Origin of the sequence: Aulosira sp. FACHB-615 (assembly GCF_014698045.1) — a bacterium.
Classification (GTDB): Bacteria; Cyanobacteriota; Cyanobacteriia; order Cyanobacteriales; family Nostocaceae; genus Nostoc_B.
In genome coordinates this window covers 90,610-116,931 of the sequence record NZ_JACJSE010000005.1, presented here as the reverse complement: position 1 = coordinate 116,931, position 26,322 = coordinate 90,610, and the positions used below count along the sequence as shown (strand labels likewise).

The 26,322-nt window shown below is 41.0% G+C and carries 20 protein-coding genes; 10 read left to right on the top strand and 10 right to left on the bottom strand.

Features of this window, described 5'->3' with window-relative positions; translation table 11 throughout:
• Positions 1 to 181: 181 nt before the first annotated feature.
• The 3 genes from crtA (at position 182) to H6G77_RS10080 (ending at position 2,203) form a co-directional block, all read left to right on the top strand.
• Complete coding sequence (gene crtA, locus H6G77_RS10090; RefSeq protein WP_190871490.1) at positions 182 to 1,060, top strand: cyanoexosortase A; 879 nt, start codon at positions 182 to 184, stop codon at positions 1,058 to 1,060.
• Positions 1,060 to 1,248, top strand: a complete 189-nt coding sequence (locus tag H6G77_RS10085; protein WP_190593531.1) for a hypothetical protein — start codon at positions 1,060 to 1,062, stop codon at positions 1,246 to 1,248. Before crtA ends, H6G77_RS10085 begins: the two co-directional genes overlap by 1 nt.
• A 235-nt stretch (positions 1,249 to 1,483) precedes the next feature.
• On the top strand, positions 1,484 to 2,203 hold the full coding sequence (locus H6G77_RS10080; protein WP_190593529.1) for an HpsJ family protein: 720 nt from the start codon (positions 1,484 to 1,486) through the stop codon (positions 2,201 to 2,203).
• A gap of 148 nt (positions 2,204 to 2,351) precedes the next feature.
• Here H6G77_RS10080 and rpe read toward each other — a convergent pair whose 3' ends face one another.
• A complete protein-coding gene (gene rpe / locus H6G77_RS10075; RefSeq protein ID WP_190593527.1) occupies positions 2,352 to 3,059 on the bottom strand; it encodes a ribulose-phosphate 3-epimerase in 708 nt (235 codons plus the stop codon).
• A gap of 232 nt (positions 3,060 to 3,291) precedes the next feature.
• Between rpe and H6G77_RS10070 the strand changes: the two genes are divergently transcribed.
• Complete coding sequence (locus H6G77_RS10070; RefSeq protein ID WP_190593526.1) at positions 3,292 to 4,881, top strand: S8 family serine peptidase; 1,590 nt, start codon at positions 3,292 to 3,294, stop codon at positions 4,879 to 4,881.
• Positions 4,882 to 4,973: 92 nt separating this feature from the next.
• Here H6G77_RS10070 and H6G77_RS10065 read toward each other — a convergent pair whose 3' ends face one another.
• Positions 4,974 to 5,939 (bottom strand): AraC family transcriptional regulator, encoded by a 966-nt coding sequence (locus H6G77_RS10065; RefSeq protein WP_313954489.1) that lies wholly within the window; start codon positions 5,937 to 5,939, stop codon positions 4,974 to 4,976.
• Between the two features lie 330 nt (positions 5,940 to 6,269).
• Here H6G77_RS10065 and H6G77_RS10060 point away from each other — a divergent pair, with 330 nt between their 5' ends.
• Entirely contained in the window at positions 6,270 to 7,004 is a 735-nt protein-coding gene (locus tag H6G77_RS10060; protein ID WP_190871489.1) for an SDR family oxidoreductase, read from the top strand.
• Between the two features lie 3 nt (positions 7,005 to 7,007).
• On the opposite strand, the gene mnmE is transcribed toward H6G77_RS10060, so the two are convergent.
• Complete coding sequence (gene mnmE, locus H6G77_RS10055; protein WP_190593525.1) at positions 7,008 to 8,402, bottom strand: tRNA uridine-5-carboxymethylaminomethyl(34) synthesis GTPase MnmE; 1,395 nt, start codon at positions 8,400 to 8,402, stop codon at positions 7,008 to 7,010.
• A gap of 51 nt (positions 8,403 to 8,453) precedes the next feature.
• Positions 8,454 to 9,116, bottom strand: a complete 663-nt coding sequence (locus H6G77_RS10050; RefSeq protein ID WP_190871488.1) for a class I SAM-dependent methyltransferase — start codon at positions 9,114 to 9,116, stop codon at positions 8,454 to 8,456.
• Between the two features lie 532 nt (positions 9,117 to 9,648).
• Between H6G77_RS10050 and H6G77_RS10045 the strand changes: the two genes are divergently transcribed.
• On the top strand, positions 9,649 to 10,515 hold the full coding sequence (locus tag H6G77_RS10045; protein ID WP_190871487.1) for an SDR family oxidoreductase: 867 nt from the start codon (positions 9,649 to 9,651) through the stop codon (positions 10,513 to 10,515).
• 272 nt (positions 10,516 to 10,787) lie between these two features.
• Here H6G77_RS10045 and glmM read toward each other — a convergent pair whose 3' ends face one another.
• Entirely contained in the window at positions 10,788 to 12,257 is a 1,470-nt protein-coding gene (glmM, locus tag H6G77_RS10040) for a phosphoglucosamine mutase (protein WP_190871486.1), read from the bottom strand.
• Between the two features lie 469 nt (positions 12,258 to 12,726).
• Here glmM and H6G77_RS10035 point away from each other — a divergent pair, with 469 nt between their 5' ends.
• Positions 12,727 to 13,443 carry a heme oxygenase (biliverdin-producing) gene (locus H6G77_RS10035; protein ID WP_190593517.1) on the top strand — a complete coding sequence of 239 codons (717 nt, stop codon included), beginning with the start codon at positions 12,727 to 12,729 and terminating at the stop codon, positions 13,441 to 13,443.
• Positions 13,444 to 13,752: 309 nt separating this feature from the next.
• Here the strand turns inward: H6G77_RS10035 and H6G77_RS10030 are convergent, their stop codons facing one another.
• The 3 genes from H6G77_RS10030 to H6G77_RS10020 form a co-directional block, all read right to left on the bottom strand.
• On the bottom strand, positions 13,753 to 17,076 hold the full coding sequence (locus H6G77_RS10030; protein ID WP_190871485.1) for a leucine-rich repeat domain-containing protein: 3,324 nt from the start codon (positions 17,074 to 17,076) through the stop codon (positions 13,753 to 13,755).
• A 219-nt stretch (positions 17,077 to 17,295) separates the two neighbouring features.
• Positions 17,296 to 18,603, bottom strand: a complete 1,308-nt coding sequence (locus H6G77_RS10025; protein ID WP_190675132.1) for a serine hydrolase — start codon at positions 18,601 to 18,603, stop codon at positions 17,296 to 17,298.
• Positions 18,604 to 19,067: 464 nt separating this feature from the next.
• Positions 19,068 to 19,655 (bottom strand): pyridoxamine 5'-phosphate oxidase family protein, encoded by a 588-nt coding sequence (locus tag H6G77_RS10020; protein WP_190593512.1) that lies wholly within the window; start codon positions 19,653 to 19,655, stop codon positions 19,068 to 19,070.
• A gap of 552 nt (positions 19,656 to 20,207) precedes the next feature.
• Between H6G77_RS10020 and H6G77_RS10015 the strand changes: the two genes are divergently transcribed.
• Positions 20,208 to 20,855, top strand: coding sequence for a MotA/TolQ/ExbB proton channel family protein (locus H6G77_RS10015; protein WP_396019820.1), 648 nt, complete (start codon positions 20,208 to 20,210; stop codon positions 20,853 to 20,855).
• Positions 20,839 to 21,243, top strand: coding sequence for a biopolymer transporter ExbD (locus H6G77_RS10010; protein WP_190593510.1), 405 nt, complete (start codon positions 20,839 to 20,841; stop codon positions 21,241 to 21,243). The genes H6G77_RS10015 and H6G77_RS10010 overlap by 17 nt, the downstream gene beginning before the upstream one ends.
• A gap of 64 nt (positions 21,244 to 21,307) precedes the next feature.
• Here the strand turns inward: H6G77_RS10010 and H6G77_RS10005 are convergent, their stop codons facing one another.
• The gene (locus tag H6G77_RS10005) at positions 21,308 to 22,900 is read right to left on the bottom strand and encodes an MHYT domain-containing protein (protein WP_190593509.1); all 1,593 of its coding nucleotides are present in this window, start codon (positions 22,898 to 22,900) and stop codon (positions 21,308 to 21,310) included.
• A gap of 568 nt (positions 22,901 to 23,468) precedes the next feature.
• Between H6G77_RS10005 and H6G77_RS10000 the strand changes: the two genes are divergently transcribed.
• Complete coding sequence (locus H6G77_RS10000; RefSeq protein ID WP_190871484.1) at positions 23,469 to 25,514, top strand: serine/threonine-protein kinase; 2,046 nt, start codon at positions 23,469 to 23,471, stop codon at positions 25,512 to 25,514.
• Between the two features lie 145 nt (positions 25,515 to 25,659).
• Here H6G77_RS10000 and H6G77_RS09995 read toward each other — a convergent pair whose 3' ends face one another.
• A complete protein-coding gene (locus H6G77_RS09995; RefSeq protein WP_190675139.1) occupies positions 25,660 to 26,223 on the bottom strand; it encodes a Uma2 family endonuclease in 564 nt (187 codons plus the stop codon).
• Positions 26,224 to 26,322: the final 99 nt, after the last annotated feature.

The window sequence follows — 26,322 nt, the reverse complement described above, 5'->3', positions numbered from 1 at the left end:
TTTATCACTGCTTTGGGAGGAAAATGAGTAACTTGTGAACTTAAAGATTTAATAAAAATTTATAAAAAAGTTTGATTATATTTACTTAAGTAGTATTCTAAAATACTATGCTTATTAAAAAAATTACTAAAAAATTTTGATCACAAATTAATAGTCATCATTCATTTAATCTAAAAAGTACATGAAAGCAACTCGCATTTTTCCCCAACCACTCACCAACCCTCAACTGTGGTTATTAGGAATAGGTGGAGGTTTAGTTGCAACACTTTTAACGATCATTTGGAAAGCAGATGATGATTCTCATTTGGGAATGACAGTTTTAGCTTTATTCGCTGTCTTCTCACTATTAGGAGATAAAAAACATAAACTGAAATTAGAAAGTGATGTTATTTCTAGTGTTTTAGGCACAGTTTTAATCGGCATTGTACTTTGGTATAGTACTCATTTTCCACCTGGAAAATTATTTGCAGTTTATACTCACATAGCGCCCTTTGTGGCAGCGTTAGGACTGAGTTTACTAGCTTCTGGCTATCAGGGATTAAAGCAATATTGGCAAGAATTAGTAATTATTTTTTTTGCTGGTGTTCCTAAAGTATTAATCTTTGCATTATTAGATATTAAACCCTTATCTATTTTAACCGCCAAATTCTCTACATTAATGCTTTGGTATGCTGGGTTTGAAGTAGCTCTCCAAGATGTCTATATAAATTTACCAACAGGTGGCATTAAAGTAGCAGAAAACTGTGCCGGGATAGAGTGGATATGCCATCTTTTAGGGTTAGCTGTAATTGGTTTATTAATGTTTCCTCCAGAACGTAAAAAAAGAATATTTGTGCCGATAGTGGCTGTAATTATTGCTTTTATTGTGAATGCAGTCAGAGTGGCAATTTTAGCTGTTATGGCAGCGAATCAAAATCAAAATTCTTTTAAATTTTGGCATGTCGGAGATGGTTCTTTAATATTTGGGATGATTACAGTCATACTTTTTGGTATATTTTACTGGTTCTTACTCAATCAAAAAGCAGAGAAAGACAAGAATATTACAAGGGCTGAAAGCTAATGGAGACTTGGAGTAAACTGCGGATTTTATTATTAGCTGTCACTCTAGGCTGTGTAGTTGTAGTGTTTTTGAATGTTCTCCAAAAGCAGTCATTCAAAAAGCCGAAGCTGGAGGAAATCAGAAGCGAAGTTTACATTGATCAACTCCAGCCAACAGAAATCACAAGTCAACCAATTTTGGATTTTTAGATTTGCAATTTTGGATTGACCCCGACCACAAGGGATAAACAATTTTTGATTTTAGATTTGCGATAGCGTAGCGTTAGCGACGCAGGAGCGTCTTTTAGATTAAATCCAAAATTTAAAATCCAAAACCCAAAATTCTGCGGGGTGGGGCTTGTACCCTAAAGAATCCAAAATCCAAAATCCAAAATTCGGAGGGTCAAAATGAGATTTTATCGTTACGTAACATTTGCTATAAATTATGACCAAATCAAACACTGATAAACTAATTCCCGTAATTCAAGAGTTGCAGGAATTTGCCTTCAACCAAGTAGGCTCTATGACAATTTTGCGAGTCCTTGGTTATGGATTATTGTTATTGGCGTTATTTGATATAGTGGAAACTTTAGTACCACCTAGCTTTATGAATCCTGTTTGGGAATTTCAAGCTTTTGGTGTATTAGTTGAAAGAATCCCTGTAACTTTAATTGGTTTAGCGTTAGTCTTTTTTGGTGAGTTACATGCTAGAGCTAAGTGGGAATTTTTTACTGTTAGGTTGCTATCTTGGCTAAGTTTATTATTAGCAATCATTTTTATATTACTAATTCCTGTTGGTGTGAGTAATACTGTTAGACTGAGTAAACAAAGTTATAATCAAATTAACAACTTATCTCAGCAGCAGATAACTCAAGCCGAACAAGTTGAACAGCAGTTGAGCCAAGCTAAACCAGAGCAAATTGAAAGTTTCCTGAAAAGTCAAGGTCGTTCTGTAGATGCAAGTAATCCCCAAGAATTAAAAACAAAAGTTTTGTCTGAGGTTTCACAAGCTAAAGAGAGAATCAAGCTACAAGCACAAGCTAATCAATCGACTCAGCGATTAAATTTACTCAAAAATTCTGTGAAATGGAATCTTGGGGCTTTAGTTGCAGGTACTTTATTTTTCATCTTTTGGAAAACTACTAGTTGGGCGAGAAGTAGGTGACAGGTGATAGATGATAGGTAACAGTTAAGAATGGGTGTAAGGGTGTAAGGGTGTAGGGGTGTGGGGGTTTTGAAGGTGAAACAAAAAAATAGGGCGGACAACTTAGATAATGTCCACCCTGTTTGAATTAATGCAAAACTTTATGCGCTTACACTTTTGCTAGTTCTGGTGTGGGGCGTTTGCTGTTGCGGATATTGGTAATAGCTTCCGCATAATCTTTGGCGTTGAATACAGCAGAACCAGCCACAATTGCGTTAGCACCTGCTTCTAAAACTTGCCAGGTGTTGTTGGCTTTGAGTCCACCATCAACTTCAATCCAGGGGTTGAGTCCACGTTCGTCGCATATCTGACGCAGTTTTCTAATTTTTGGTAATACGCCAGGAATGAAGCTTTGACCACCGAAACCGGGGTTAACACTCATGATGAGTACTAAGTCACAGAGTTCGAGTACGTACTCAATAAATTCTAAGGGTGTGGAAGGATTGAGTACTACCCCTGCTTGTTTACCAAGTTCTTTAATTTGACCGAGTGTGCGGTGTAGGTGTGGGGAAGCATTATGTTCAGCGTGTACGGAGATAATATCTGCACCGGCTTTAGCAAAACCTTCGACATATTTTTCTGGTTCCACAATCATCAAGTGGACATCCAGAGGCTTTGTAGTAACCGGACGAATCGCCTCCACAACCAGAGGGCCTATCGTAATATTAGGTACAAAACGACCGTCCATTACATCAACATGAATCCAATCTGCTCCAGCTGCGTCTACTGCGCGAATTTCGTCGCCCAGACGACTAAAATCGGCTGATAGGATAGATGGAGCAATCACAATGGGCTTTTCAGATCGGTTTTGGGTCATGGCTAGTGGGTTTTTAAGCTTCCTCGTCTGTAGGCATTGTAACAAAATGGTGTAACAAAATATTGAGTAATTCTCGTTAATTTAGTTTTGCTTTGTCAGGAAATGGTGAGGTAGGGGAGCAGAAAGACAAGGGGGACAAGGGAGACAAGGGAGATAAGGGGGAAAGAAGAAGAACTATTGACCATTGACAAATGACAAATGACTATTGACCATTGACCATTGACTAATAACTATGAACAAAAAACTAAACTGGCTAATTTGGGGTTTGAGTGCTTCTTGTTTGAGTGTGCCTGTAATGGCTTCAGGTTTACAAACATCTTTAGGAACAAATGGTATTGATGCTTTAAAACTACATCAGCCTCCTTATAATTTAATCGGTCGTAAGATAGCCATTGGTCAAGTAGAAATCGGTCGTCCGGGAATGTTTGGTTGGGATAAGGCGGTCTCGAAAAATCGCACGATATCTTTGGCGGCGGTTTTTTTACGCAATGGCCCGGCGAAGTCAAATACGGGTGTTGACCCCCACGCTTATAATGTGGCTGGGGTGATGGTAAGTACAGATAAGGCTTTACCAGGGGTAGCGCCGGGAGCGAGGCTGTATTCTTCGGCTGTAGGATCTACGAAAAATATGGGTCAGCCAGAAGAGTGCATATCAGCACAGCACATAGCACTACAAAACGGTGGCGATATCCGCGCGATTAACTTTAGCTTTGGCGAACCCCTCAACCGTGATCCACGACCGGATGCTGTTCTAGATGGGAATGCTTTGTTAACGATGTGCGTTGATTGGTCAAGCCGGGTTCACGATGTTTTGTATGCGATCGCCGGCAATCAAGGTAAAGGGGGTATTCCGATTCCTACAGATAATTTTAATGGAGTTAACGTGGCTTTTTCATCCCGACGGGGTGGGATTTTTAATAAAGTAGATGTTTCTAACCTGGCGGGGCTAAATCAGGGAGTAAGTGGTAGGTTAGCCGGAAGAGAGTTTAATGCTGATGGTCGTCGTGCTGTTAGTATAGTTGCGCCTGGGAGTAATATCCCTTTGCTGAATCCTGACGGCAAAATTAATAAAGCTACAGGTACAAGTTTTGCTGCGCCTCATGTTACAGCAACTGTAGCGTTGTTACAGGAATTTGGCGATCGCCAACTGCGAACCAAAAAACCTAACTGGAGTGTTGACAGTCGTCGTCATCAAGTGATGAAAGCAGTTTTACTCAACTCCGCCGATAAAGTCCAAGACAGTGGTAACGGCTTACGCTTGGGAATGACGCGGACACTCATTGATAAACAAAATCAAAATTGGTTAGAGTCTGATGCTTACCAAGACCCAAAAATTCCTTTAGATGCTCAAATGGGGACTGGTCATTTAAATGCTTTTCGGGCTTATCAACAATTTAGCGCGGGTCAGTGGGAACCGACAAAAGCTGTTTCCGCAGTTGGTTGGGATTATCGCCAAGTCACGGCGGGAAATGCGGTTGATTATCAGTTAACTAAACCGTTGAAGCAAGGAAGTTTTGTTTCGATTACACTGGCTTGGGATAGATTAGTTGAGTTGAGCGATCGCAATCAAAACCAAGTGTTTGATATTGGCGAAAGTTTTAGCGATAAAGGTTTGAATAATCTTGACCTGTATCTAGTCAAAGCGGATGCGAAAAACTCTGAAACTGCTGCTGTTTGTTCTTCTATAAGTCCAATTGATAGTGTAGAACATATTTTTTGTCCCGTGCCGACAAATGGTAATTACAAAATTCGTGTGCAGTTTCGTCAACAAGTCAACCTCCCCACTCAACCTTATGCTTTGGCTTGGTGGACGGTGAATTGAGGTGAAAAGGTTACAGGTTAAAGGTTATAGCAAAAGAAGGTCTGTCATTAATTCTGTTTAATTACTTAGTAGAGACGTTGTATACAACGTCTCTACTGTTTCCCGCCTGCTATCCGTGAACGTAAACGTTCCACATCTTTCACTGGTGGCGCACCGAACATCCGAGAATATTCACGGCTGAATTGTGATGGGCTTTCATAACCGACTTGATAAGCCGCATTCATCGCGGCGGAGTTTTCAACAAGCATCAGACGACGTGCTTCCAAGAGTCTTAAATGCTTTTGATATTGCAGTGGACTCATGGAAGTGACTTTCTTGAAATGGTGATGGAAAGACGAAACCGACATACTCGCCTGTTCTGCTAAATCTTCGATTCGCATCGGTTTGGTATATTCAGTTTTGATCAGTTTAATTACCTCAGCAATGCGCTGCATATTACTACCAGATGTGGCTATTTGGCGTACAGCTTCTCCTTGTTCACCCATTAATAGCCTGTAATAAATTTCTCGCATCATCATGGGTGCGAGGATGGGAATATCTTGGGGTGTATCTAAAAGCTTTGTGAGTCTGATGGCGCAATCAAGTAAAGATGCTGAAGCATTACTGATGAACAAGCCTCTGACAGAGTGTTCTTTTTTAGTGGTATTTGGTTTAGTTTGGGTAATAATTTCACAGAGTTGAACTGGGTCTAAATTCAGCTTGAATCCTAAATAGGGTTTATCTGGTGTTGCTTCTACAACAAATCCATTAATAGGCAAATCAACGGAGACAACCAGATATTGACCTTCGCCATAAAAATAGCTTTCTTCACCCAGCAGCGCCTTTTTTTTACCTTGAAGCACGATCGCTAAAATTGGTTGATAAACAGCGCAGATTGCTGTATTTGGTGACGGCTCTCGCATAAATTCCATCTGAGAAATCGCTGTTTTGTGAGTCCCGTTTCCTTTCGCGGCGGTGTGCTTTTCTATTAATGCTGCGAGTTGTTGACATTCATCGATAACTGGAGTTTGCGTCAGCAGTTCCATCGCCATAATCATTCCCCATTTCTCTTCACTCATTATAAAGAATATACCTAGATGTATTCAGGGAAAATTTGGAGGATTAGGCAATATATTACGACTTTTGTGCATTTCAACATCTTGTGCTTGTAAATATGATGAACATATACAAAAGGGCAGGCAAAAAAATTAGGCAAGTAAATAGATGCCTAAAAAATAAAGTCTCCCAAAAAATACAGCAGATTTGATGTTGATGAGGTACAGCAACTGATGGAAAAAAGTAATGAGTAATGATTCAGAAATTTACTTATTACTCATTAATTAATACTCATGGTGTACTTCATTTACTTCAAAAGTGCTATCTGTTTTTGAACACCAGGGAAAATTATTATGTCTAACGTAGAAAATAAAGTTATTGCCATCACCGGTGCTAGTAGTGGGATTGGAGAAGCGACTGCTAAATTATTGGCAAAACACGGTGCAAAGGTTGTTTTAGGCGCAAGACGAACTGAAAAGCTAGAGAAAATTGTTGCAGAGATTCACACCTCTGGCGGTCAAGCAGAATTCAAAGCGGTAGATGTGACCAGTCGCCAAGATGTGAAAGCGTTTATTGACTTTGCTGTGGAAAAGTTCGGGCGGATTGATGTTATTTATAACAATGCGGGTATTATGCCTTTGTCGCGGATTAACGACTTGAAAGTTGACGAATGGGACAACATGATTAACGTCAATATCCGTGGTGTTTTGAATGGAATTGCAGCTGGTTTACCGATAATGGAAGCCCAAGGTAGTGGTCAGTTTATTAATACTGCTTCCATTGCTGCTCATGCGGTATTTCCTACGGCTGCGGTTTACTGCGCGACAAAATATGCTGTGTGGGCAATATCGGAAGGATTGCGCCAAGAATCAAACAATATCCGCGTCACGACAATTTCTCCTGGTGTAGTTGAAACTGAACTTGGTTCTGATATTACTCAAGAGTCAGGCAAAGATGCGTTAAAAGCATTCCGCAGAATTTCACTGCAACCAGATGCGATCGCTCAAGCTGTCTTGTATGCTGTGTCTCAACCAGATTATGTGGATATTAATGAAGTAATTGTCCGACCAACAGCCAGCCCTGTGTAAAGTTTATTTCCCAATACAAAAGCGGCTAAAAATTCGATCTAAAACCGACTCGGTAACTTCTTCGCCAGTAATTTCTCCTAATGCTTGAATTGCACCACGCAAATCAATTGTCCAAAAGTCGAGGGGTAATTGTTGATCAATTGTGGCTTGTACTTGTTCTAAAGAAATTTTAGCTTGGGTTAAAGCCGCCGCTTGTCTTTGATTAATTGCTAAATCCATATCAGCCGCTTGCAGTTTACCGAGTTGAACTTTTTCTAAAATCGCCGTTTCTAAATCATCAATTCCGCGATTTTGTGAGGCGGCGGTGAGAATTTTGGATTTTGGATTTTGGATTTTAGATTGTAGAAGTTGGCTTGTAGTTTCATCAACTAAATCAACTTTATTAATGACTAAAATTAGGGGACGGTCTTGTACTTGTTCGTAAATTTCTTGGTCGCCTTCAGTCCAACCGGTACTCGCATCGATGGTGAATAATACCAAATCGGCTGCATTTGCAGCACGCCGCGATCGCTCTACGCCGATTTTTTCAACTTGGTCGGCGGTTTCTCGAATACCTGCTGTATCTAGGACTTGTACAGGAATGCCGCCCACCACTAACTGCGATTCCACCACATCGCGGGTTGTGCCGGGTAAATCGGTGACAATGGCGCGATCGCTCCGACTCCAAGCATTCAACAAGCTGGATTTCCCCACATTCGGACGACCGACAATTGCCACTTTTAACCCTGTACGCAACAATTCCCCTTTATCTCTAGTTGTTAATAAATGAGTAATTTCTGCGGCAATTTTTTCTATTGCTGATATGATGCCTTTATCATCCAACGGGGGTAAATCTTCCTCAAAATCAATTCGCGCTTCAATTTCTGCCAAAATATCCAAACAGTTGGCGCGTAACTGGCGGATGGGATGAGCTAATTTTCCTTGTAAACCAGCTAAGGCAGTTTGGGCGGCTTGGGGAGACTTCGCCCCGACTAAATCCGCAATACTTTCGGCTTGGGTTAAATCGAGTCTGCCATTTAAAAATGCCCGTAAGGTAAATTCTCCTGGCTGTGCTAATCTTGCGCCATTTTCTAGACATAATTGCAAAACCTGTTGGACAGCAATAATTCCACCATGACAATGAAATTCCACCACATCTTCGCGGGTGTAGGAACGTGGTGCTTTCATTACTAGGAGTAAAGCTTCATCTACAAGTTTTTGCGTCTGGGGATGACGAATGTAACCGTAGAGAATGCGATGACTTTCCCAAACTTGCTTTCCTGGGGCGTGAAATAATGTTTGGGCAATAGCCATTGCTTGGGAACCAGAGACGCGCACAATACTAACGCTACCTTGTTGGGGGACAACAGCAGTAGCGATTGCGGCGATGGTTCCAGTGGTGGCAAATATTTCGGGCATTGTTTATTTATCTCACGCAGAGGCGCAAAGGCGCAAAGGTATTGTGGAGAGTTAATTTTTAAGTGCCAAGGTCAAGCCGTCGGCGATGGGAATTAAACTAAGGGTGATGCGGGAATCTTGGTGGAGTTTTTGATTGAAAGCGCGGATTTTTTTGGTGCGATTGTCTTGAACTTCGGGTTCTGCAACTCTACCCGACCATAAAACATTATCAATGGCAATTAATCCACCCGGACGGACTAGTTGTAGCGATCGCTCATAGTAACCATCATAGTTACTTTTGTCAGCGTCGATGAAGGCAAAATCAAAGGTTTCGGCTTCACCACCTGCTAATAAACTATCCAAAGTTTCCAGTGCTGGGGCGAGATGTAAGTCTATTTTCTCGGCGACTCCGGCTTGTTGCCAATAACGACCAGCGATCGCGGTAAACTCTTCACTAATATCACAAGCTACGACTTTGCCTGTTTTTGGTAGTGCTAACGCCACAACCAAAGTACTATAGCCCGTAAACACGCCAATTTCTAAAGTTTTCCGCGCTCCCATTAACTTTACCAGCAAAGACATCAACTGCCCTTGTTCTGGTGCAATTTGCATTCTTCCCATTGGATGTTGGGCGGTTTCTTGGCGTAATTGCGTTAATACTTCTGGTTCCTGCACAGAAACAGATAGCAAATATTCATATAAATTTTCTGCTAAACCCAATGTTTTAGTAGTCATCAAGATAAAAGGTGTTGTACTTGAGAATACATAGCAATTTTAAATCACTGAGGAATAAGCTCCAAGATTGTCAGTTGAAACTGAATATAAATATCCTAAATCATTTACAAACATCTCTCCCTTGTCTCCCTTGTCTTCCTTGTCCCCCTTGTCCCCCTTGTCTCAAATATAACTGCGATCATTTCACTCTTCAGATTGAGTTAGCAGATAATCGCTTTCCATCTAGAGATTGATTAATACTCCTAACTTAATAGATACCTTAAAAACAGATAAAGAGACTTTAATTCTTTATCGATAAGTAGAGTTGTGTACTTTGTTTTCCGTGGTCAGAATAAGAGCATTTTTAGGGTGTGGGGAGAATTAATGTCAGTTGAATATATTTGGCTAATATCCGGGGTAAAAATGCACCAACTTACTATATGTAAGTGAAAGCAAAATCTATCAGTAAACCTTGGCTTGAGTTATCGACCCAAGGTTTATTCATAGGCATTTTTGATCGCAGAAACACAACAATAATATCAGGAAAAATTTCATGCCAGCATCAACACAAAAAGAAAAATTACAACCACCACAGCAGCAACAACCACCAGGTACTGAATCTGAGATGCAGCCAAGACCGAAAGCTGAAGATGAACAGTATCGCGGTAGTGGGAAATTAAAAAATAAAGTTGCATTAATTACAGGTGGAGATAGTGGTATTGGTCGGGCTGTAGCGATCGCATTTGCTAAAGAAGGTGCAGATGTAGCGATTGTTTACCTGAATGAACATGGGGATGCGACAGAAACAAAAAACTTGGTAGAAAAACAAGGTAGACGCGCCTTAGCTATAGCGGGTGACATTACCGATGAAACTGTTTGCCAAAACGCTATTAAACAAACATTAGGTGAATTTGGTAAACTAGATATTTTGGTAAATAACGCTGCTGAACAACACCCGCAAAAAAGCATTGAAGATATTACCAAAGAACAGTTAGAAAGAACTTTTCGCACGAATATTTTTTCAATGTTTTACCTGATAAAAGCAGCATTAAAACATTTGAAACAAGGCAGTGTCATTATCAACACTACCTCAGTAACTGCTTATAAAGGTAGTCCCCAACTATTAGATTACTCTGCTACCAAAGGTGCGATCGTTGCTTTTACTCGTTCGTTATCTCAAAATTTGGTCGAGAAGAAAATTCGAGTCAATGCAGTAGCACCCGGCCCCATTTGGACACCATTAATTCCCTCAACTTTTCCTGAAGAAAAGGTCGAGACTTTTGGTAAACAAGTCCCCATGCAAAGACCAGGACAACCAGAAGAAGTCGCACCCAGTTATGTATTTTTAGCTTCTGATGATGCTTCTTACATATCTGGTCAAGTCATTCATGTAAATGGCGGAGAAGTGATTAATGGTTAATTTCAGTAGAACTTACGCATAAAAACGAAAAATCAAGGGTTTTGGGAAGGTTGTAGGGGTACACTGACAGGTGTAGGTTTTTTACGTTCTGCCCCAAAAACCTTGGTTCAGGGTGTAGGGGTGAAAGGGTATGGGGTGTCAGGGTTTTGAATACTTACACCCTTACACCTTCATACCCCTGTACCCTGTTCTAAAACCTTATTTTTTCGTTTTTTTGCATAAGTCCTACCGTAGATTCTTCACAGATAATCTTTTTCTGAACTCAGAATTACTTAGGCCAAGTGTTGTTGGACTTTGGCGACTAATTCATTTGTCCAATGTTGGGCGAGTTCCGCATCAGCCGCTTCCACCATGACTCTAATGACTGGTTCTGTACCGGAGGCGCGGACTAAGATTCTACCAGTATTACCCATTGCGGTTTCGGCGAGAGCGATCGCATCTTGAACAGGTTGACATTCTTGCCAAGCCAAACGGCGATCGCGGTCTACAACTCTGACATTCTTTAATAATTGGGGATAAGTCTGGAAGCTTTGGTCAACTAATTCACCCAAGGAAACACCAGTTTGTTTGACTAAGTTGGCTATATGCAAGGCGGTTAATAAACCATCGCCAGTCAAGCCATAGTGTCTACACAAAATATGACCAGATTGTTCGCCGCCTAGCATTCCACCAGTCCGCAACATTTCGGCTTGCACATATTGATCACCAACGGCGGTACGAATCAATTTACCACCTTGTTGTTGCCAAGCGCGTTCAAACCCTAAGTTTGCCATGACGGTGGAAACTATCAGGTTATCGGGGAGTTGTTGCTGTTGTTGCAAATGACGACCCCACAAATAAAGAATATAGTCGCCATTGACTTGTCTACCTGTATTATCTACAGCTAACACGCGATCAGCATCACCATCAAAGGCAAAACCTACATCAGCTTGATGTTCTTGAACGGCGGCTTGCAAAATATCCAGGTGAGTAGAACCACAATCAACGTTGATGCGATCGCCATCTGCGGCATTATGTAAGCAGATAATTTCTGCGCCCATTTCCCTAAATACTTGTGGTGCTAAACCAACGGCTGCACCCCAAGCCAAGTCTAAAACAATCTTCATTCCTTGCAGATTTCCCTCACGCTGCAATGGTTGTTTTAAAGCTTGGCTATAATCACTCACTAACTGCTGCCGAGAATAATGTCTACCGCAATTCATCCCGCCTGTAACTGGCAATTTACCACGCAATCCAGCTTCAATTTCTGCTTGTAATGCTTGTGGTAACTTCCCTCCATCGGCACCAAAAACTTTAATCCCGTTGTCTTCCGGTGGGTTGTGACTGGCAGAAATCATCACGCCGCCGATCGCTTCACTCATGCTGGTAAGATAGGAAACGCAAGGAGTAGGACATAAGCCCAAATACCAAACTTCGATGCCTGCGGCTGTTAACCCCGCACTCAAAGCCATTGCCAACATATCGCTAGAGTTGCGCGAATCTTGTCCCAGAATTACTGGTCTTGTTTCACCTGCATAATTCCGTAAAACTACACCTGTCCAGAAACCTATTTGTAAAGCCAAAGGCGCATTCAGTAATTCTCCTACCTTACCCCGAATCCCATCTGTCCCAAACAGGGGAGTCGCTGGTAATGGTATCAAACTAAACGCCAAATTTTTGTTCAGTTCCGTTTCTCCATGATTAGATTCTACAACCGCAAGACCTTGGATGTTGCCTTGAGTTCGAGTTATTGATGACACCATAATATTTAAACACCCCACACCATAACACTGGAAAATTTTACTTTACTTTTTAATGAAACAAGTTTAGGGAGAAGCTAGAGGTTAGTATTTTTACTCCAAACTCATTACTCAGCACTCAGCACTCATTACTCAGCACTTTAAATATATACTTGTTTTTCTTTTGAGAAATCTATTACTACCAGACCTATTTAAGTGAAAATCTCTAAAATTTTTCTGAGCTTTGTAAAGTTTTTATACAGAATTTTTAGCGATCGCCATTCCTGATTATAGATTTCCACCTTGATAATGAATAGAGTAGTTACTATTTTGTAGTCTGATGCAGCTTCACAAAAGTATACAATCTGTTTGCTTAAAAATTTTTAATATAAATTCTCATCAAATAGTTTTAATGTAACTTTTTAATGACCTTTCTTAGCCGTTCGTAAATCGGAACCTCGGTACATCCTTTTTCAAGGTGAGAAATTTTAATATGAGCAGCAATTTAGCCAGCAAGTTACGTGTCGGCACAAAAAAAGCCCACACGATGGCAGAAAATGTAGGTTTTGTCAAGTGCTTTTTAAAAGGAGTGGTAGAAAAAAGTTCCTACCGGAAATTAGTGGCTAACTTTTACTTCGTCTACTCGGCAATGGAAGAGGAGATGGAAAAGCATCGCCAACACCCCATCGTTTCTAAAATTAATTTCCCCCAACTGCACCGCAAGCGGACTTTAGAGCAAGACTTAAGCTACTATTACGGTGCTAACTGGCGCGAACAAATCAAACTATCGCCAGCCGGGGAAGCTTATGTGCAACGCATCCGCGAAATTTCCGCAACCGAACCAGAATTATTAATTGCTCATTCTTACACTCGTTACTTGGGTGACTTATCCGGGGGACAAATTCTCAAGAACATTGCCGTGACAGCAATGAATTTGAGCGATGGACAAGGAACCGCCTTTTATGAATTTGCCGAAATTCCTGATGAGAAGGGATTTAAAGCTAAGTATCGTCAAACATTAGACGAACTACCCATTGATGATGCCACAGGCGATCGCATCGTGGATGAAGCCAATGCAGCCTTTGGGACGAATATGAAAATGTTCCAAGAATTAGAAGGCAACTTAATCAAAGCGATCGGTATGATGTTGTACAACAGCCTCACCCGCCGCAAGACACGCGGTAGCACTGAACTAGCTACGGCTGAGTAAATTAGAGAGGCTAGTATTTTCCTCAGCACTCCAGACTCAGTAATCAAATTAAAAATAGGGACAATGTTCCTATGATTGCTTTCTAGATGAAAGTAACCACAGGAAGATTGTCCCTAAATTTTGTTTATTTGATACCAATAGACAATTAAGGTTCTCAAGAAAGGTGTATGTGTTTAAAACCCTTACACGCCTATACCCTTGGTTCCCTTGGTTACTATGGGAATCATATTTGATTTCTGCGAAGCTAGGTAAACCTTGTAGCGATCGCATTTTGTAAGATAATCGAGAAAGCGATCGCACTTCCTCTTATTAGCGTTTATATTCGGCTGCGTGGTGTTCGCACAGCCAAAGGTAATGTCCTTCTGGTGTTAATACTTTCTTGAGGCCGCCCCAATGTTGTTGGGGATCTTTTTCTTCTAACAGTTGGCGTAAAGCACGCAAGGCTGCACCGTCGGCGCGTTCGGGATCTAAATCTTCACCTCTGGCAATTTTATCTGCTAATTCTAAATCTGCGGCATCTTGAATTTCTGGTAATTTCTCGGCTAGTTCTTTAAATAATTCCAAATCATTTTTATAAATTGCTTCGTATTCTTTAGGGTCTACTACACCCAGCCAAGGGCCAATTATGGGTGCAGCAAATCTCAAGACTTTGAATAATTTACCAATATAAGGTGCAGTTGCTCTCAGCCATTTGGCAGGTTCATCGATTTCATATAAACCGCCTGTTTGGGTAGGATGCCAACAGCCTGGGGCTTGGCAATAAAGTTGTAAATCTATTTTTTGTCCGGCTAGGGCTTTTTGCCAAGATTTACCAGTACGGGGACGCAGAACAAAAATATTTGGACAATGCGAATCGATTTTTGCTTGTTCGCGGCGGAATATATTAGTAAATTCTCGTTGAGAAAGTTCGCGCAGATTTTTGAGTTCATTGAGAATAGTTGCTTGTTTATCAATGACTTTTGTTTCTAATTCATCAATACGTTCTAAAACCGCATTTTGGGTATGAAAATTTAAGCCATACAAAAGTTCGGCAACTGATACATCTTCTATGGCTTCGGGACATTCAATGGTTGATTTCTTTTTTTCCCAACGTTTGGATAATTGGTGATAGTCAAATTCGTGGGTGCAGGGTTCGCCATCATGGCCAAGACAGGGGATAGTGCGTTGAATATCTAAGCCGGGAAATCTGGAGAGAGTTACTTCAATGCCATCTCGTAATAGGACGAAGAAATTTAACGGGTTAGCACCGCGTACTGTTAGTTTAATATAGCGATCGCCCTTCACTGCTTCTACCAAAGCTAAATGTTCTTGTTCATAAGCCAACAATGCCCCGTTGCGCCAATGGGTGTTAGTTGTAAAGCGGTGTTGACGGGCAATAAACCAAGTCGGAATCCCCGCCGGAATAGTATTGAGTTTGAATTTCATCGAAATTTCATGGCAATTTGCTTTAGCTTTGATTTGCTGCCATTGCTGTTCATAATTCGGCGGGTCAAAAGGCAAACGTTCAACAATTAAGCTGATATCTCGGTTTTCTAAAGTGCGGTAAGAAAGGTCAAAACGTTCCATCAGGCGCAGAAAATGGTCACGCATTGATGGCGCTAAATCTTGCCAGAGTTTATCCATTTCCTGGCGGGTGAAGATGCCAAATTTGTTAATTACTTCTTCGCTTTCCAAAACTTTGCTGATATATTCTGTCACCCACTGCGGTTTGAGGATGACTGTATCATTGAGTTCTTCATTGTCTTGAAAATAGAGAATTTCACCTAATTCATGCAGCCATCGCGCCAGTACTTCTTGACTAATGTCCGCAACTCCAGACTCAGCCATGATTTTCCCCAACTGCTGCGGCGTGATGTATTTTTCTGGCTGAGAACGAATAGCGTTAGCAGCATTTAACCAAGTCGTAGGCCAGATTTCACCCATTAAGGGCAGTTTAGCAGCAGTGTCGGCAATTGCTTGACGGAGTTCTTCAATACCAAGGCTGATTTTAGAACTAATTTTGCAGTGTTCAACAATTTGCGGATACTTGTCGCGTAACTCCTTGAGGGGAAGGTCAGCGTCGCGTTCGTCGATGTGGGTGGCGACAAGTAAAATGGGTGATTCCGGCGCTAAGGCATTGATGGTATCTAGCCAATAGTAGAGTTTACCTTGCTCAAATCCCAGTCGCGCATTCCAGGCAAGTAAGAAAAGGGAACGGTTGGTGAGGAAGAATTGATGAGTAGCATGATAGATTTCTTGTCCGCCAAAGTCCCAGGTGTTTAGCTGCATGGTGACATCTGGTTTTGCGGGATGGGTTATGGCGAGGGATTTAATTTCAATACCGTGGGTGGTTGATTCTTGGGTGTCGAATTCTTCACCGCGTAACGCTCTTAATAAGGATGTTTTGCCTACACCACCTTCACCAACTACTAACAGTTTAGAAACCCATTGGCGTTGGCTATCTTCTAACTTTTCTTGCAGATAGGCCAAAATTGCCTGGGTTCCTTGCTCGATAATTTCGGGTGGTGGCGAAGTTATAGGGTTGTTACCGAGATATAACATTGTCAAGTTGGCAAGTTGGCCAATTTCTGGTGGTAGACTCCTGAGTTGATTGTGATCAAGGTATAACCGCGTTAAGTTGGAAAGTTGGCTAATTTCTGGTGGCAGACTCCTGAGTTGATTGTGATCAAGGTATAACCGCGTCAAGTTGGAGAGTTGGCAGATTTCTGACGGTAAAGTGCTGAGGTTATTGTCATGAACGTATAGCGTTATTAAGTTGGAAAGTTGGTAAACTTCTGACGGTAAAGTGCTGAGTTTATTGCCACCGAGGTATAGCGTTGTTAAGTTGAAAAGTTGGCAAACCTCTGACGGTAAAGTGCTGAGTTTATTGTCATTAAGGTATAGCGTTATTAAGTTGGAAAGTTTGCAGATTTCTGGCGGTAAAGTACTGAGTTGATTGTCACCGAGGTATAGCCTTGTTAAGTTGGAAATTTGGCAAACTTCTGACGGCAGGCTTTCCAGTTGATTGTTATCGAGGGATAACTCTGTTAAGTTGAGGAGTTGGCAGATTTCTGGTGGCAGGCTCCCCAGTTGATTGTTATGGAGGGATAGCTCTGTCAAATTGGCAAGTTGTCCAAATTCTGGTGGCAGGTTCCCCAGTTGATTGTTATGGAGGGATAGCTCTGTCAAATTGGCAAGTTGTCCGATTTCTGGTGGCAGGCTCCCCAGTTGATTGTTATGGAGGGATAGCTCTGTCAAATTGGCAAGTTGTCCAAATTCTGGTGGCAGGTTCCCCAGTTGATTGTTACCGAGGTATAGCCACGTCAAATTGGCGAGTTGTCCGATTTCTGGTGGCAGGCTCCCCAGTTGATTATTATCGAGGTATAGCCTTGTCAAATTAGCGAGTTGGCCGATTTCTGGCGGTAGGCTCTCCAGTTGATTGTTGTGGAGGGATAGCTCTGTCAAATTGGCGAGTTGTCCGATTTCTGGCGGTAGACTCCTCAGTTGATTGTTACCGAGGTATAGCCTTGTCAAATTAGCGAGTTGGCCGATTTCTAGTGGCAGGCTGCTGAGTTGTTTGTTAGATAGGTCTAGCTCTGTTACCTTTTCCTTCGCAGCTTTTTCAATAATTTGCAACAGTTCTTCGTGTGTCACCGGCAAACCTCACCAACTCTGTAGCGATATTTACCAGAATAGTTTACTGCAAGTTCACTTATAACCCTGTGTAAATTAATCCTTAATTCGTAGTTCGTAATCAGGCTCGCAAACTTGTTATAGCAGTCCTAAATCATTCATAAACCAAAAGATCCCCGACTTCTTGAAGAAGTCGGGGATCTGAGCCTCTCGATTTTCACCAATCAAATACGATTGATATCACAATGATTCCGGCTTGTCGGTGGTGGCTACTCTGGGTTGGTCTAAATAGCCATAAACCATACGAGAAACTTGATTAATAAAATCTCTCGCTTTCAAATCATTAAAAGGTCTTCTGACAAAAATTCCAGCTAAGTAACGCTTACCAGAGGGCATTTGAATAATTCCCGCATCACCTAGTACAATGCCTAAAGTTCCGGTTTTATGAGCAATTACCGCACCTTTCCCTAGACCAGCCGGTAATAATTTGGTGTTATGAACACGCTGCATAATATTTAAGACACGGCCACGACTCGAATCACTCAACAAGCGATTATTCGCAACCAACGCTGACAGCCTAACTAAATCTTTGGCGCTGGTTGTATTCGTACCCTTGAAGTCACCAAGTAAATTCCGTACAACAGTGTTTTGCAGTCCCCAACTACGAAAACGCGGATTTAACTTAGCCTTACCACCTAAGCGGTCAATAATCATGTTGGTAGCAGTATTATCACTGATGGTAATCATCTTAGTTGCTGTTTCTAACAGACTAAAACGAGTTCCAGCACGTTTATATTGAAATTCTCCTGAACCGCCAGTGATTAAGTCACGCCGCATTACCAAGGTTTCATTTAGTTTGATTCTACCTGCATCAATTTCTTGAAATAAGGCAATCAAAATTGGAAACTTAATAGTACTAGCGGCGGGAAAAACTTTCTCACCATTGAAATCGAGATAGTTACCTGTATCTAAATCTAAAAAAAACAATCCTGGGTCAAGGGAACGATACCGAGATGCTAATGCTTGTACCCGCGATCGCAATTGTGGTATTTCCTTACCTAAAGGTACAACTCCTGCAAACAAAGAAACATCACTAACAGCAACAGGAATTTGTTCTTCGCTGCTAGAAGCAGAAACATTATCATCATTGGGATTTTGAACCCGTTCCACTGAGGGGAATTTTACTATCCAATGAGTTGAAGAATCACCTTGAACCAATAACTTAGCAGGGTCTACGGTGTATCCTGGTGCTAGTTCAACTACTAGTCTAGTTGTGTTATCGTCAACCTTACCAACACGGATTTCCCGGACTGTCGCACCATAGTTTTTCCGAATTGTATTTGTATTCAGTTTTGTACCCGGAAGATCAATAACTAACCTTGTGGGATTTTGTATTAAAAATGCTCTAGGCTTCACACCAGAGACAGTAGTAATGTTAAGTTGATTTTGGGCTGTATCAAAACTCCAAGATTCTAAGCGAGAGGCTTTTGCTGGAGAAGAAAGCAGGAAAATACTGACAACGCCAAGTAGAAATAAGCGTAATCTCATGCGTGTGATTATTTAGAGCGACAGTTGAATTTACTTGCACTAATTTTCGAGACCGTACCGGTTGATCCGGAATAAACTCGAATCATAATTCGTAGCAAATCATTACGTCAAGACACGCACACCATATAATAGTTCCTTCACCATAAATTTAATCATGAATATCAGCCAAAAAGGCAACTAATAGATAGAGATTTTTGCCGATATTTGGGATAAATCACCGCATTAGCTAACCCAAAATCATAAATTCTCTGGATAAAGGTTATTTTTGACAAAAGTCCACAGTAAATAGTTAAAAATCTAGCCTTTTAGACTCTGGATAATTGACAATAAATTTCTGATTGTGGATTTTTGGGCGCGGTTTAAATAGAAATCGATGCAATGCTAATTTTGCCTAAACATACAACAGATTCCCCGCGATTGGAATACAGCATTTATAAAGTCAAAACTCAGTATCTAGCTTGTTTTTAGTCTGTATTCTGACTGCTGACTCCTGCATTCTGCTGTAATTGGCTCAAAGGTGTGGGTAAACCATCAATGCTGATACTATTTTTTTGTTGTTGATATTCTCTCACTCCCTGTTCCCCTTTTTTAATTGCCCAATTAACTAGTGTTTGGCGTTGACCTTGATATTCATAAAGAGGAACACCAAAACCACAGGAACTTTGCACAATCTCAATATCAGCGACGATAATTTGTCTAGCCCCTGGTATCTGAGGAAACACCGAAGATAACGAGTCCCATTCAGCATAATTCGGTAAAACTACGTATCCTTTACCATAAAGTCGTAAAATTCTTGGTGGTTCGACAAAGGCGCAAAACATAAAGGTAATGCGACCATTTTCTTGCAGATGGGCGGAAGTTTCGTTACCGCTACCTGTCAGGTCGAGGTATGCTACTCGGTGAGGTGACAAGATTCGCAAGCAATCAAGACCTTTGGGGGATAAATTAACGTGACCCATAGAACTCAGAGGTGCAGTCCCTACAAAAAACAGGTTTTGGGCTGCAATGAACTCTTGCAGTTCTTCGGTTATCGAGTCAAATAGTTTAGCCATAGATGCACAAGAATAAACAGTACGTCAACAAATTTGATTTATAAACCACTTGTAGAAGTAGGTCATGAGGAGTGAGGAAGAGATTTATGGGTCAATACGGTTCAGTTAAGAGAATAGTAGGTTGGGTGTAGCGATAGCGTAACCCAACAAAGCCTTGAAAATGTTGGGTTCCGTTCCTCCACCCAACCTACACCAGTCTAAGTTGTTGCCTTAACTGAACTGTATTGATTTATGGGTAATCTCAGAATTTGTTGCAAGTTCTTATTAGTTATTGATCCCAGTTAAAACTAGCTGTCGTCAAAGTCAAGCAATTCATTACCAAAAAGCCTGAGTCCACTGTTATCTACAGCGTCCTTGAAAAATCCTTGATTTATAGGGTTTTTAGCTAATTAAAATTGGAGGCGATATGAATGATTATGTCAGCAAAAGAAAATTTAACTTGATGGAGCTTTTGATTTTTTTGGGTACTTATTGATAAGATATATCATTTAGTGCTGTAAACTATTAATCTAACTGTAACGTTGTCCATTTAGTTCTTTAGAGATATTGCCCATGTATGAATTGTTTGTAGCAGGTGGCGTAGTGATGTGGCCACTGCTGGCGTTTAGTGTGGTGGGAATCGCATTAATTATCGAGCGAGTGCGCTTTTGGTATCGGGTTAATACTCGGCAAAATCGTGTAGTCCGCGAAGTTTTGAATCTCTACCGCCTGGATAATGTGGTTGGTGCGTTGGATAAGTTGCAAAAGAATGCAGACTTGCCAGTAGCCCGCATTTTTTTAGCTGCACTGCAACTAGAAGAACCCACCCCGGAAGAATTTCGTCTGGCTTTAGAAAGTGAAGCCCAAGCCGAAATTCCGGTTCTCAAACGCTTTCAAAATATGTTTGATACAATTATTGGATTAGCGCCACTTTTAGGTTTATTAGGTACTGTATTGGGTTTGATTGTGTCTTTTGCATCTTTAAACTTGGGTGATGTGGGGGGTACAAAAACCACCGGAGTGACCGCAGGTATTAGTGAGGCGCTGGTTTCCACAGCTTCAGGATTAATTGTAGCTATTTTTACACTCTTATTTGCTAACACCTTTCGGGGTTTATATCAACGCCAAATTGCCGCTATGCAAGAATATGGTGGACAATTAGAACTGCTCTATCGCCGCCGCTATGAACGAGGAGACAGAACCTATGCGTCTACAAGATGAGCCAGATTTACCACCGCAAATCAACATCGTACCGATGATTGATGTGATATTTGCGATTTTGACATTTTTTATTATGTCAACCTTATTTTTAACTCGCTCAGAAGGTTTGCCAGTTAACTTACCCAAAGCAGCAACAGCCAAACAGCAGCAAGTTCCTGCCAAAATTACTGTGACAGTTGATAAAGATGGAGTGGTGAGTGTCAACCGTCAACCCACCACCGTTGATGCTTTAGCCGGACAATTGCGGACTTTAGTTGGCGATAACCAAGAAGCATTAGTGGTTGTGAATGCGGATGAAACAGTCACACATGGTAAGGTGGTGGCGGTGATGGATCAAGTCAGACAAGTCCAAGGGGCAAAATTAGCGATCGCCACCCAAAAACCTTAGCCCACAAAACATTGATTATGCTTGTTAGGACTTACGCTGGATTTTTCATCTTATGGCGTAAGTCCTATTGTTGTTGAATTGGAATTTGAATGACAAATTCTGTGCCTTTACCGGGTGTGGAAAAACACTCTAGCTTACCGTGATGTTTTTCAGTCACAATTTGATGGCTAATTGACATTCCCAAGCCTGTACCTTTACTTACGGGTTTTGTGGTAAAAAATGGCTCAAAAATTTGTTTGAGAACATTGTCAGGAATCCCGGTACCATTATCAGCGATCGCAATTTGTACCCATTCAGAATTGATGACTGAAGTGCGAATGGTGATTTGGTAAAAACGCTCTGCAAAACTTTGCTCAGTTTGCTGAAGATTGAGTTCTTCAATGGCATCTATGGCGTTTGCCAAGATATTCATAAACATCTGATTCAGTTGTCCAGCGTAGCACTCCACCAAAGGTAATTGCTGATAATCTTTGACTATGTTAATGGCTGGACGTTCTGATGAAGCCTTTAAACGATGTTGCAAAATCAACAATGTACTATCAATCCCATCATGAATATCGACCAGGGAATATTCAGCTTGATCCACGCGGGAGAAATTACGCAGCGACAGTACAATTTCCATAATGCGACTAGTACCGATTTTCATCGATTCCATTATCTTGGGTAAATCTTCTTGCAAAAATGCCAAATCGATTTCCGGGTTTTGCTTGGGAATTTGCGCCCCGGAATTTTGGTAAAGCTGTACAACTTTCAGCAAATTGTGGCTATGTTCTTCTAAATATTGGAGGTTGCCATAAATAAAGTTAATGGGATTATTGATTTCGTGGGCGACTCCAGCCACCAGTTGACCGAGACTTGACATTTTCTCAGTTTGAATCAGTTGCAATTGTGATTCCTGAAGTTGCGTCAAAGCCAAAGAAAGCTCTCTAGTGCGGTCAATAACTTTTGTTTCCGAAGAAGTTACCAGTGCCAAACCTAAAATCGAAAAGATGACAGCACTAATCAACGAAGAAAGCCAAGTGGTGTTGAGTGCCGGAAAATCCCCAGATAATGGTCTAATGCTGTGAACATCGATCGCCGCCATACTTGTATAGTGCATCATCGGTACAGCTATGCCCATTAATGTTGCTGCGATGAGTTTCTGCCACCAGATAACGACTTCTTGATTGTGCAAATAATGGGTTAACCATAAACCAATTAGTGATACTGTGACTGCAATGATGATGGAAAGTACGACTAATCCGAGATTATAGTGAGCGATCGCAGGCGATCGCATTGCCGCCATCCCGGTATAGTGCATCATCGTAATACCCATCCCCATAATAAAACTCGCACCTAACAAGCTGGGAAGCGCCAGTATTTTGCGGCTAGAAATCCACAGGGCAAACCCTGATGAGAAAATTGCAGGCAAGACAGAAACTAAAACAATCAAAAAGTTATAACTGATAGGTACAGTTAGATTAAATGCCAACATCCCAACAAAGTGCATCGACCAAATGCCCAGTCCAAAGGAACTCGCACCACCAATTAACCAAGCAATCCAAGCACACCCTTTAGCCTTTGCAATTCTTTCTGTTAAATCTAGAGATGTATAAGCTGAGATAATCGCAATGATTATTGAGAGAACTACTAGATTTAAATCATAAGAAACAAGCATAGTTAGTTGATCAATCCTAAAATCTAAATTTGTGGGCAAGAGTTGGGAAATATAGCAGTTGCGGCATAGATGAGGACTATGTTAATGGCTGAAACTCCTGAAAATACTACGTTTATACTCAGTAATCAGCAATTTGCTATACTCTTTCTCTAGTAATCTACACTTAGTATTCCCTGACTTTCTGTTGATTTAACTATTAGCGTGACAAGTAATCGCACCTAAAATCTAGTTTTATTTGTTACTAACATGACTTCATCAATAACGAATGTCATTTGTTGGGAGAGCAAGTTAATATATAATCGATAAAATTCATCTCATGACTCTCGTAGTTTTCTAAAAGGGTGTTTGAAAAGTGGTTGGTTGTGATGGCTACCAACAATAAGACTTTTAAAACATCCTCTAAGCTTGAAGAAAACTGATGAGCATTTACCAAAATTGACTATATAATTAATTCCCCACTCCCCATCACCAGAGGGATCTACCATAAATTCGAGAGAGTCAATAGTAATTAAGGGAAATATCGGGGTTAACTTAGTAAAAATTTTTATGCAGTCGCGCCTGTCAGATAATGATCTGCTGCTTAAATCCCGATTGCCCAAATCCCCTAAATCCCAAAGGCAAGCAGTTATGCCAGACTTGTGGCACTCCCTTAGTACCACTGTTACGAAATCGCTTCCGGGTGATTCGGGTGCTTTCCGATGAAGGGGGATTTGGCAGAACTTATTTATCAGAAGATACCGATAAACTCAATGAACTTTGTGTAATCAAGCAATTAGCACCAAAATTTCAAGGAACTTGGTCGCAAAAAAAAGCAATGGAGTTATTTGCAGAAGAAGCAAAACGACTGCAAGAACTTGGCGAACATCCCCAAATTCCCACACTAATTGCTTACTTTGAGCAAGATAAATGCCTGTATTTAGTCCAACAATTTATAAATGGGCAGAACTTGTTAAAAGAATTACAACAACGCCGAGTTTATAAAGCCAATGAAATTCAAGCTATTTTACTTGATTTATTACCTGTACTTAAATTTATTCACGATCGCGGTGTAATTCACCGTGACATTAAACCAGAAAATTTAATTCGCTGTCGGTATGATGGGCGACTCAGTTTGATTGATTTTGGTTCTTCTAAACAATTAACCGAAAAAGTCAAAAATAAAAGTGGCACATCCATTGGTTCGCATGGTTATTCCCCACTAGAACAAATTCGAGACGGCAAAGCTTATCCAGCCAGTGATTTGTTTAGTTTGGGGGCTACTTGTTTTCATCTGCTAACAGGAACATCCCCGTTTCAATTGTGGATGGAACATGGTTATGGCTGGGCAAACAGTTGGCGACAATATTTGCGGAGTCCCTTGTCGCCAGAATTAGATAACGTCATGAATAAGTTGTTGCAAAAAGACTTAAGTCAACGCTATCAGTCAGCCGATGAAGTGATTAAAGATTTAATTCCCGCCTTACCACGCGCCTTACCAGCAGCAGGTCAATCATCAGGCAAATTTACCGTAACTCAACCAAAATCAACTTTTTCATTTCAATACGCTTTTGTAAAAATCTTAGTTTTAGCAGCAGCTTTTGTTTTATTATTTGGATTTAGTGATACTTGGTATCAACAATATCGCCAAATTCAAGCAATTTTGTTATCAAAACTCAAGCCAACCAATTATAGTCATTCTCAAAATGAAGTTGTTTTTGGTCAATCACCGAATATTCCAGTTAAAAATATTGCTTTAGCTAATACTCTCCAAGGTACAGCAAAATCTGTTGTCTCTGTGGCCATTAGTCCCGATGGCAAAACAATTGCCAGCAGTGGCGAAGGGGAGAAGATAATTAATATGTGGAATATTGCCACAGGAAAAGAAATTTTAACCCTGAATGGACATTCGCAAAAAGTTAATGCTGTGGCTATTAGTCCTAATGGCAAAACCTTAGTGAGTGGAAGTGATGATAAAACTATTAAAGTTTGGAATTTGACAACAGGTAAAATCGTTTACACCTTAGAAGGACATACCGATTCAATTCAGGCATTAGCTATTAGTCCTAATGGTAAAACTTTGGTCAGTGGTAGCGATGATAACACCCTCAAAGTTTGGAATTTAGGCACAGGAAAACTCATTCGCACCCTGAAAGGACATAAATTTTGGGTGCGTTCTGTTGCTATTAGTCCCGATGGGCGTAACTTAGCTAGTGGGAGTTTTGATAAAACCATTAAACTTTGGCATCTTTATCAAGATGACCCAGCCCGCACCCTCAAGGGTAATACGAATACAATCACATCAGTTGCCTTTAGTCCTGATAGTACAACTTTAGCCAGTACCAGCCGCGATCGCACCATTAAACTTTGGGACGTTGCATCAGGCGAAGTGCTTCGCAGCTTTACAGGCCATGCTAATACCGTTACCTGTGTCGCCTTTAGCCCAGATGGGATGATCTTAGCCAGTGCCAGCCGCGATCGTACCATCAAACTTTGGAATTTAGCCACAGGAGAAGTGATGAATACCTTGACAGGCCATGCAGATAGCGTGACATCTGTTGGTTTTACGGCTGATGGTAAGACAATTGTCAGTGGTAGCGAGGATAATACCATCAAAATTTGGCGTGTAGCACAGTAATTAAAGGCAGGAGGCGGTGGTTCGGCTACGCTCACCAACCAGAGGCAGGAGGTAATTTATACTTGAAGCCTCAGCCTTTGAACATGAACATCCCTCTAACGCTCTTCTTTGCGCCTTTGCGCGATACAAAAATAGAACCCGTGATTTATCTACCAAAGATTTCATTGACCGTAATTGTGACATCAGAAAACCCTGGAATTGATAAAGTTTCACCACCAGCAAACTTTTGTATATGCTCATATCCTGTAGCTGTTGGTTGTTGATAAACTTCAACAACTTGCTCATTAATATCTATTAACCAAACCGCAATTATATTAGCTTCTGCATATAAAGGAATTTTTTCTTCCCTGTCATAAATTATTGTCGAATCAGCCACTTCAATTAATAAGAAAATATCTTGAGGTTGGGGGTGTGCATCTGCATAAAAATCATCACGAGGTTTGAGTAATGCCACATCTGGCTGTGGTTGTGAATTATCATTTAGTTCCACAGGGTCTTGAATAGCAATGAGAACTCTATCCCTTAACTTAGTAGACAAGATTTTATTTAAACACTTTACACAAGCAGCGTGTTTTGTCCCAATAGGCGACATCTCAACAATTTCTCCTCGGATCAGTTGCACCCGGTCATCTTCTGTGAGAATACCCGACTCAATCATTTTATGATATTGCGGCACTGTAAATTTATGTCTTAATAACTGCATAGTCATGAGCGCCTCCACTGTCTCTTGTATTTTAATTATGGAATATCACTGACTGGGGCAAGCTGAAATACTCCTGAATCTATCAGCGTTGTATTTCTTTATGTC

What these genes read in the sequence shown, in the direction of transcription:
- H6G77_RS10060 (WP_190871489.1), top strand. Translation starts at nt 6,270, where the DNA reads ATGTCTAACGTAGAAAATAAAGTTATTGCCATCACCGGTGCTAGTAGT.
- H6G77_RS10050 (WP_190871488.1), bottom strand. Translation starts at nt 9,116, where the DNA reads ATGACTACTAAAACATTGGGTTTAGCAGAAAATTTATATGAATATTTG.
- H6G77_RS09995 (WP_190675139.1), bottom strand. Translation starts at nt 26,223, where the DNA reads ATGACTATGCAGTTATTAAGACATAAATTTACAGTGCCGCAATATCAT.
- H6G77_RS10025 (WP_190675132.1), bottom strand. Translation starts at nt 18,603, where the DNA reads ATGAGATTACGCTTATTTCTACTTGGCGTTGTCAGTATTTTCCTGCTT.
- rpe (WP_190593527.1), bottom strand. Translation starts at nt 3,059, where the DNA reads ATGACCCAAAACCGATCTGAAAAGCCCATTGTGATTGCTCCATCTATC.
- H6G77_RS10065 (WP_313954489.1), bottom strand. Translation starts at nt 5,939, where the DNA reads ATGAGTGAAGAGAAATGGGGAATGATTATGGCGATGGAACTGCTGACG.
- H6G77_RS10005 (WP_190593509.1), bottom strand. Translation starts at nt 22,900, where the DNA reads ATGCTTGTTTCTTATGATTTAAATCTAGTAGTTCTCTCAATAATCATT.
- H6G77_RS10015 (WP_396019820.1), top strand. Translation starts at nt 20,208, where the DNA reads ATGTATGAATTGTTTGTAGCAGGTGGCGTAGTGATGTGGCCACTGCTG.
- H6G77_RS10080 (WP_190593529.1), top strand. Translation starts at nt 1,484, where the DNA reads ATGACCAAATCAAACACTGATAAACTAATTCCCGTAATTCAAGAGTTG.
- H6G77_RS10085 (WP_190593531.1), top strand. Translation starts at nt 1,060, where the DNA reads ATGGAGACTTGGAGTAAACTGCGGATTTTATTATTAGCTGTCACTCTA.
- H6G77_RS10035 (WP_190593517.1), top strand. Translation starts at nt 12,727, where the DNA reads ATGAGCAGCAATTTAGCCAGCAAGTTACGTGTCGGCACAAAAAAAGCC.
- H6G77_RS10045 (WP_190871487.1), top strand. Translation starts at nt 9,649, where the DNA reads ATGCCAGCATCAACACAAAAAGAAAAATTACAACCACCACAGCAGCAA.
- glmM (WP_190871486.1), bottom strand. Translation starts at nt 12,257, where the DNA reads ATGGTGTCATCAATAACTCGAACTCAAGGCAACATCCAAGGTCTTGCG.
- mnmE (WP_190593525.1), bottom strand. Translation starts at nt 8,402, where the DNA reads ATGCCCGAAATATTTGCCACCACTGGAACCATCGCCGCAATCGCTACT.
- H6G77_RS10000 (WP_190871484.1), top strand. Translation starts at nt 23,469, where the DNA reads ATGATCTGCTGCTTAAATCCCGATTGCCCAAATCCCCTAAATCCCAAA.
- H6G77_RS10070 (WP_190593526.1), top strand. Translation starts at nt 3,292, where the DNA reads ATGAACAAAAAACTAAACTGGCTAATTTGGGGTTTGAGTGCTTCTTGT.
- crtA (WP_190871490.1), top strand. Translation starts at nt 182, where the DNA reads ATGAAAGCAACTCGCATTTTTCCCCAACCACTCACCAACCCTCAACTG.
- H6G77_RS10020 (WP_190593512.1), bottom strand. Translation starts at nt 19,655, where the DNA reads ATGGCTAAACTATTTGACTCGATAACCGAAGAACTGCAAGAGTTCATT.
- H6G77_RS10010 (WP_190593510.1), top strand. Translation starts at nt 20,839, where the DNA reads ATGCGTCTACAAGATGAGCCAGATTTACCACCGCAAATCAACATCGTA.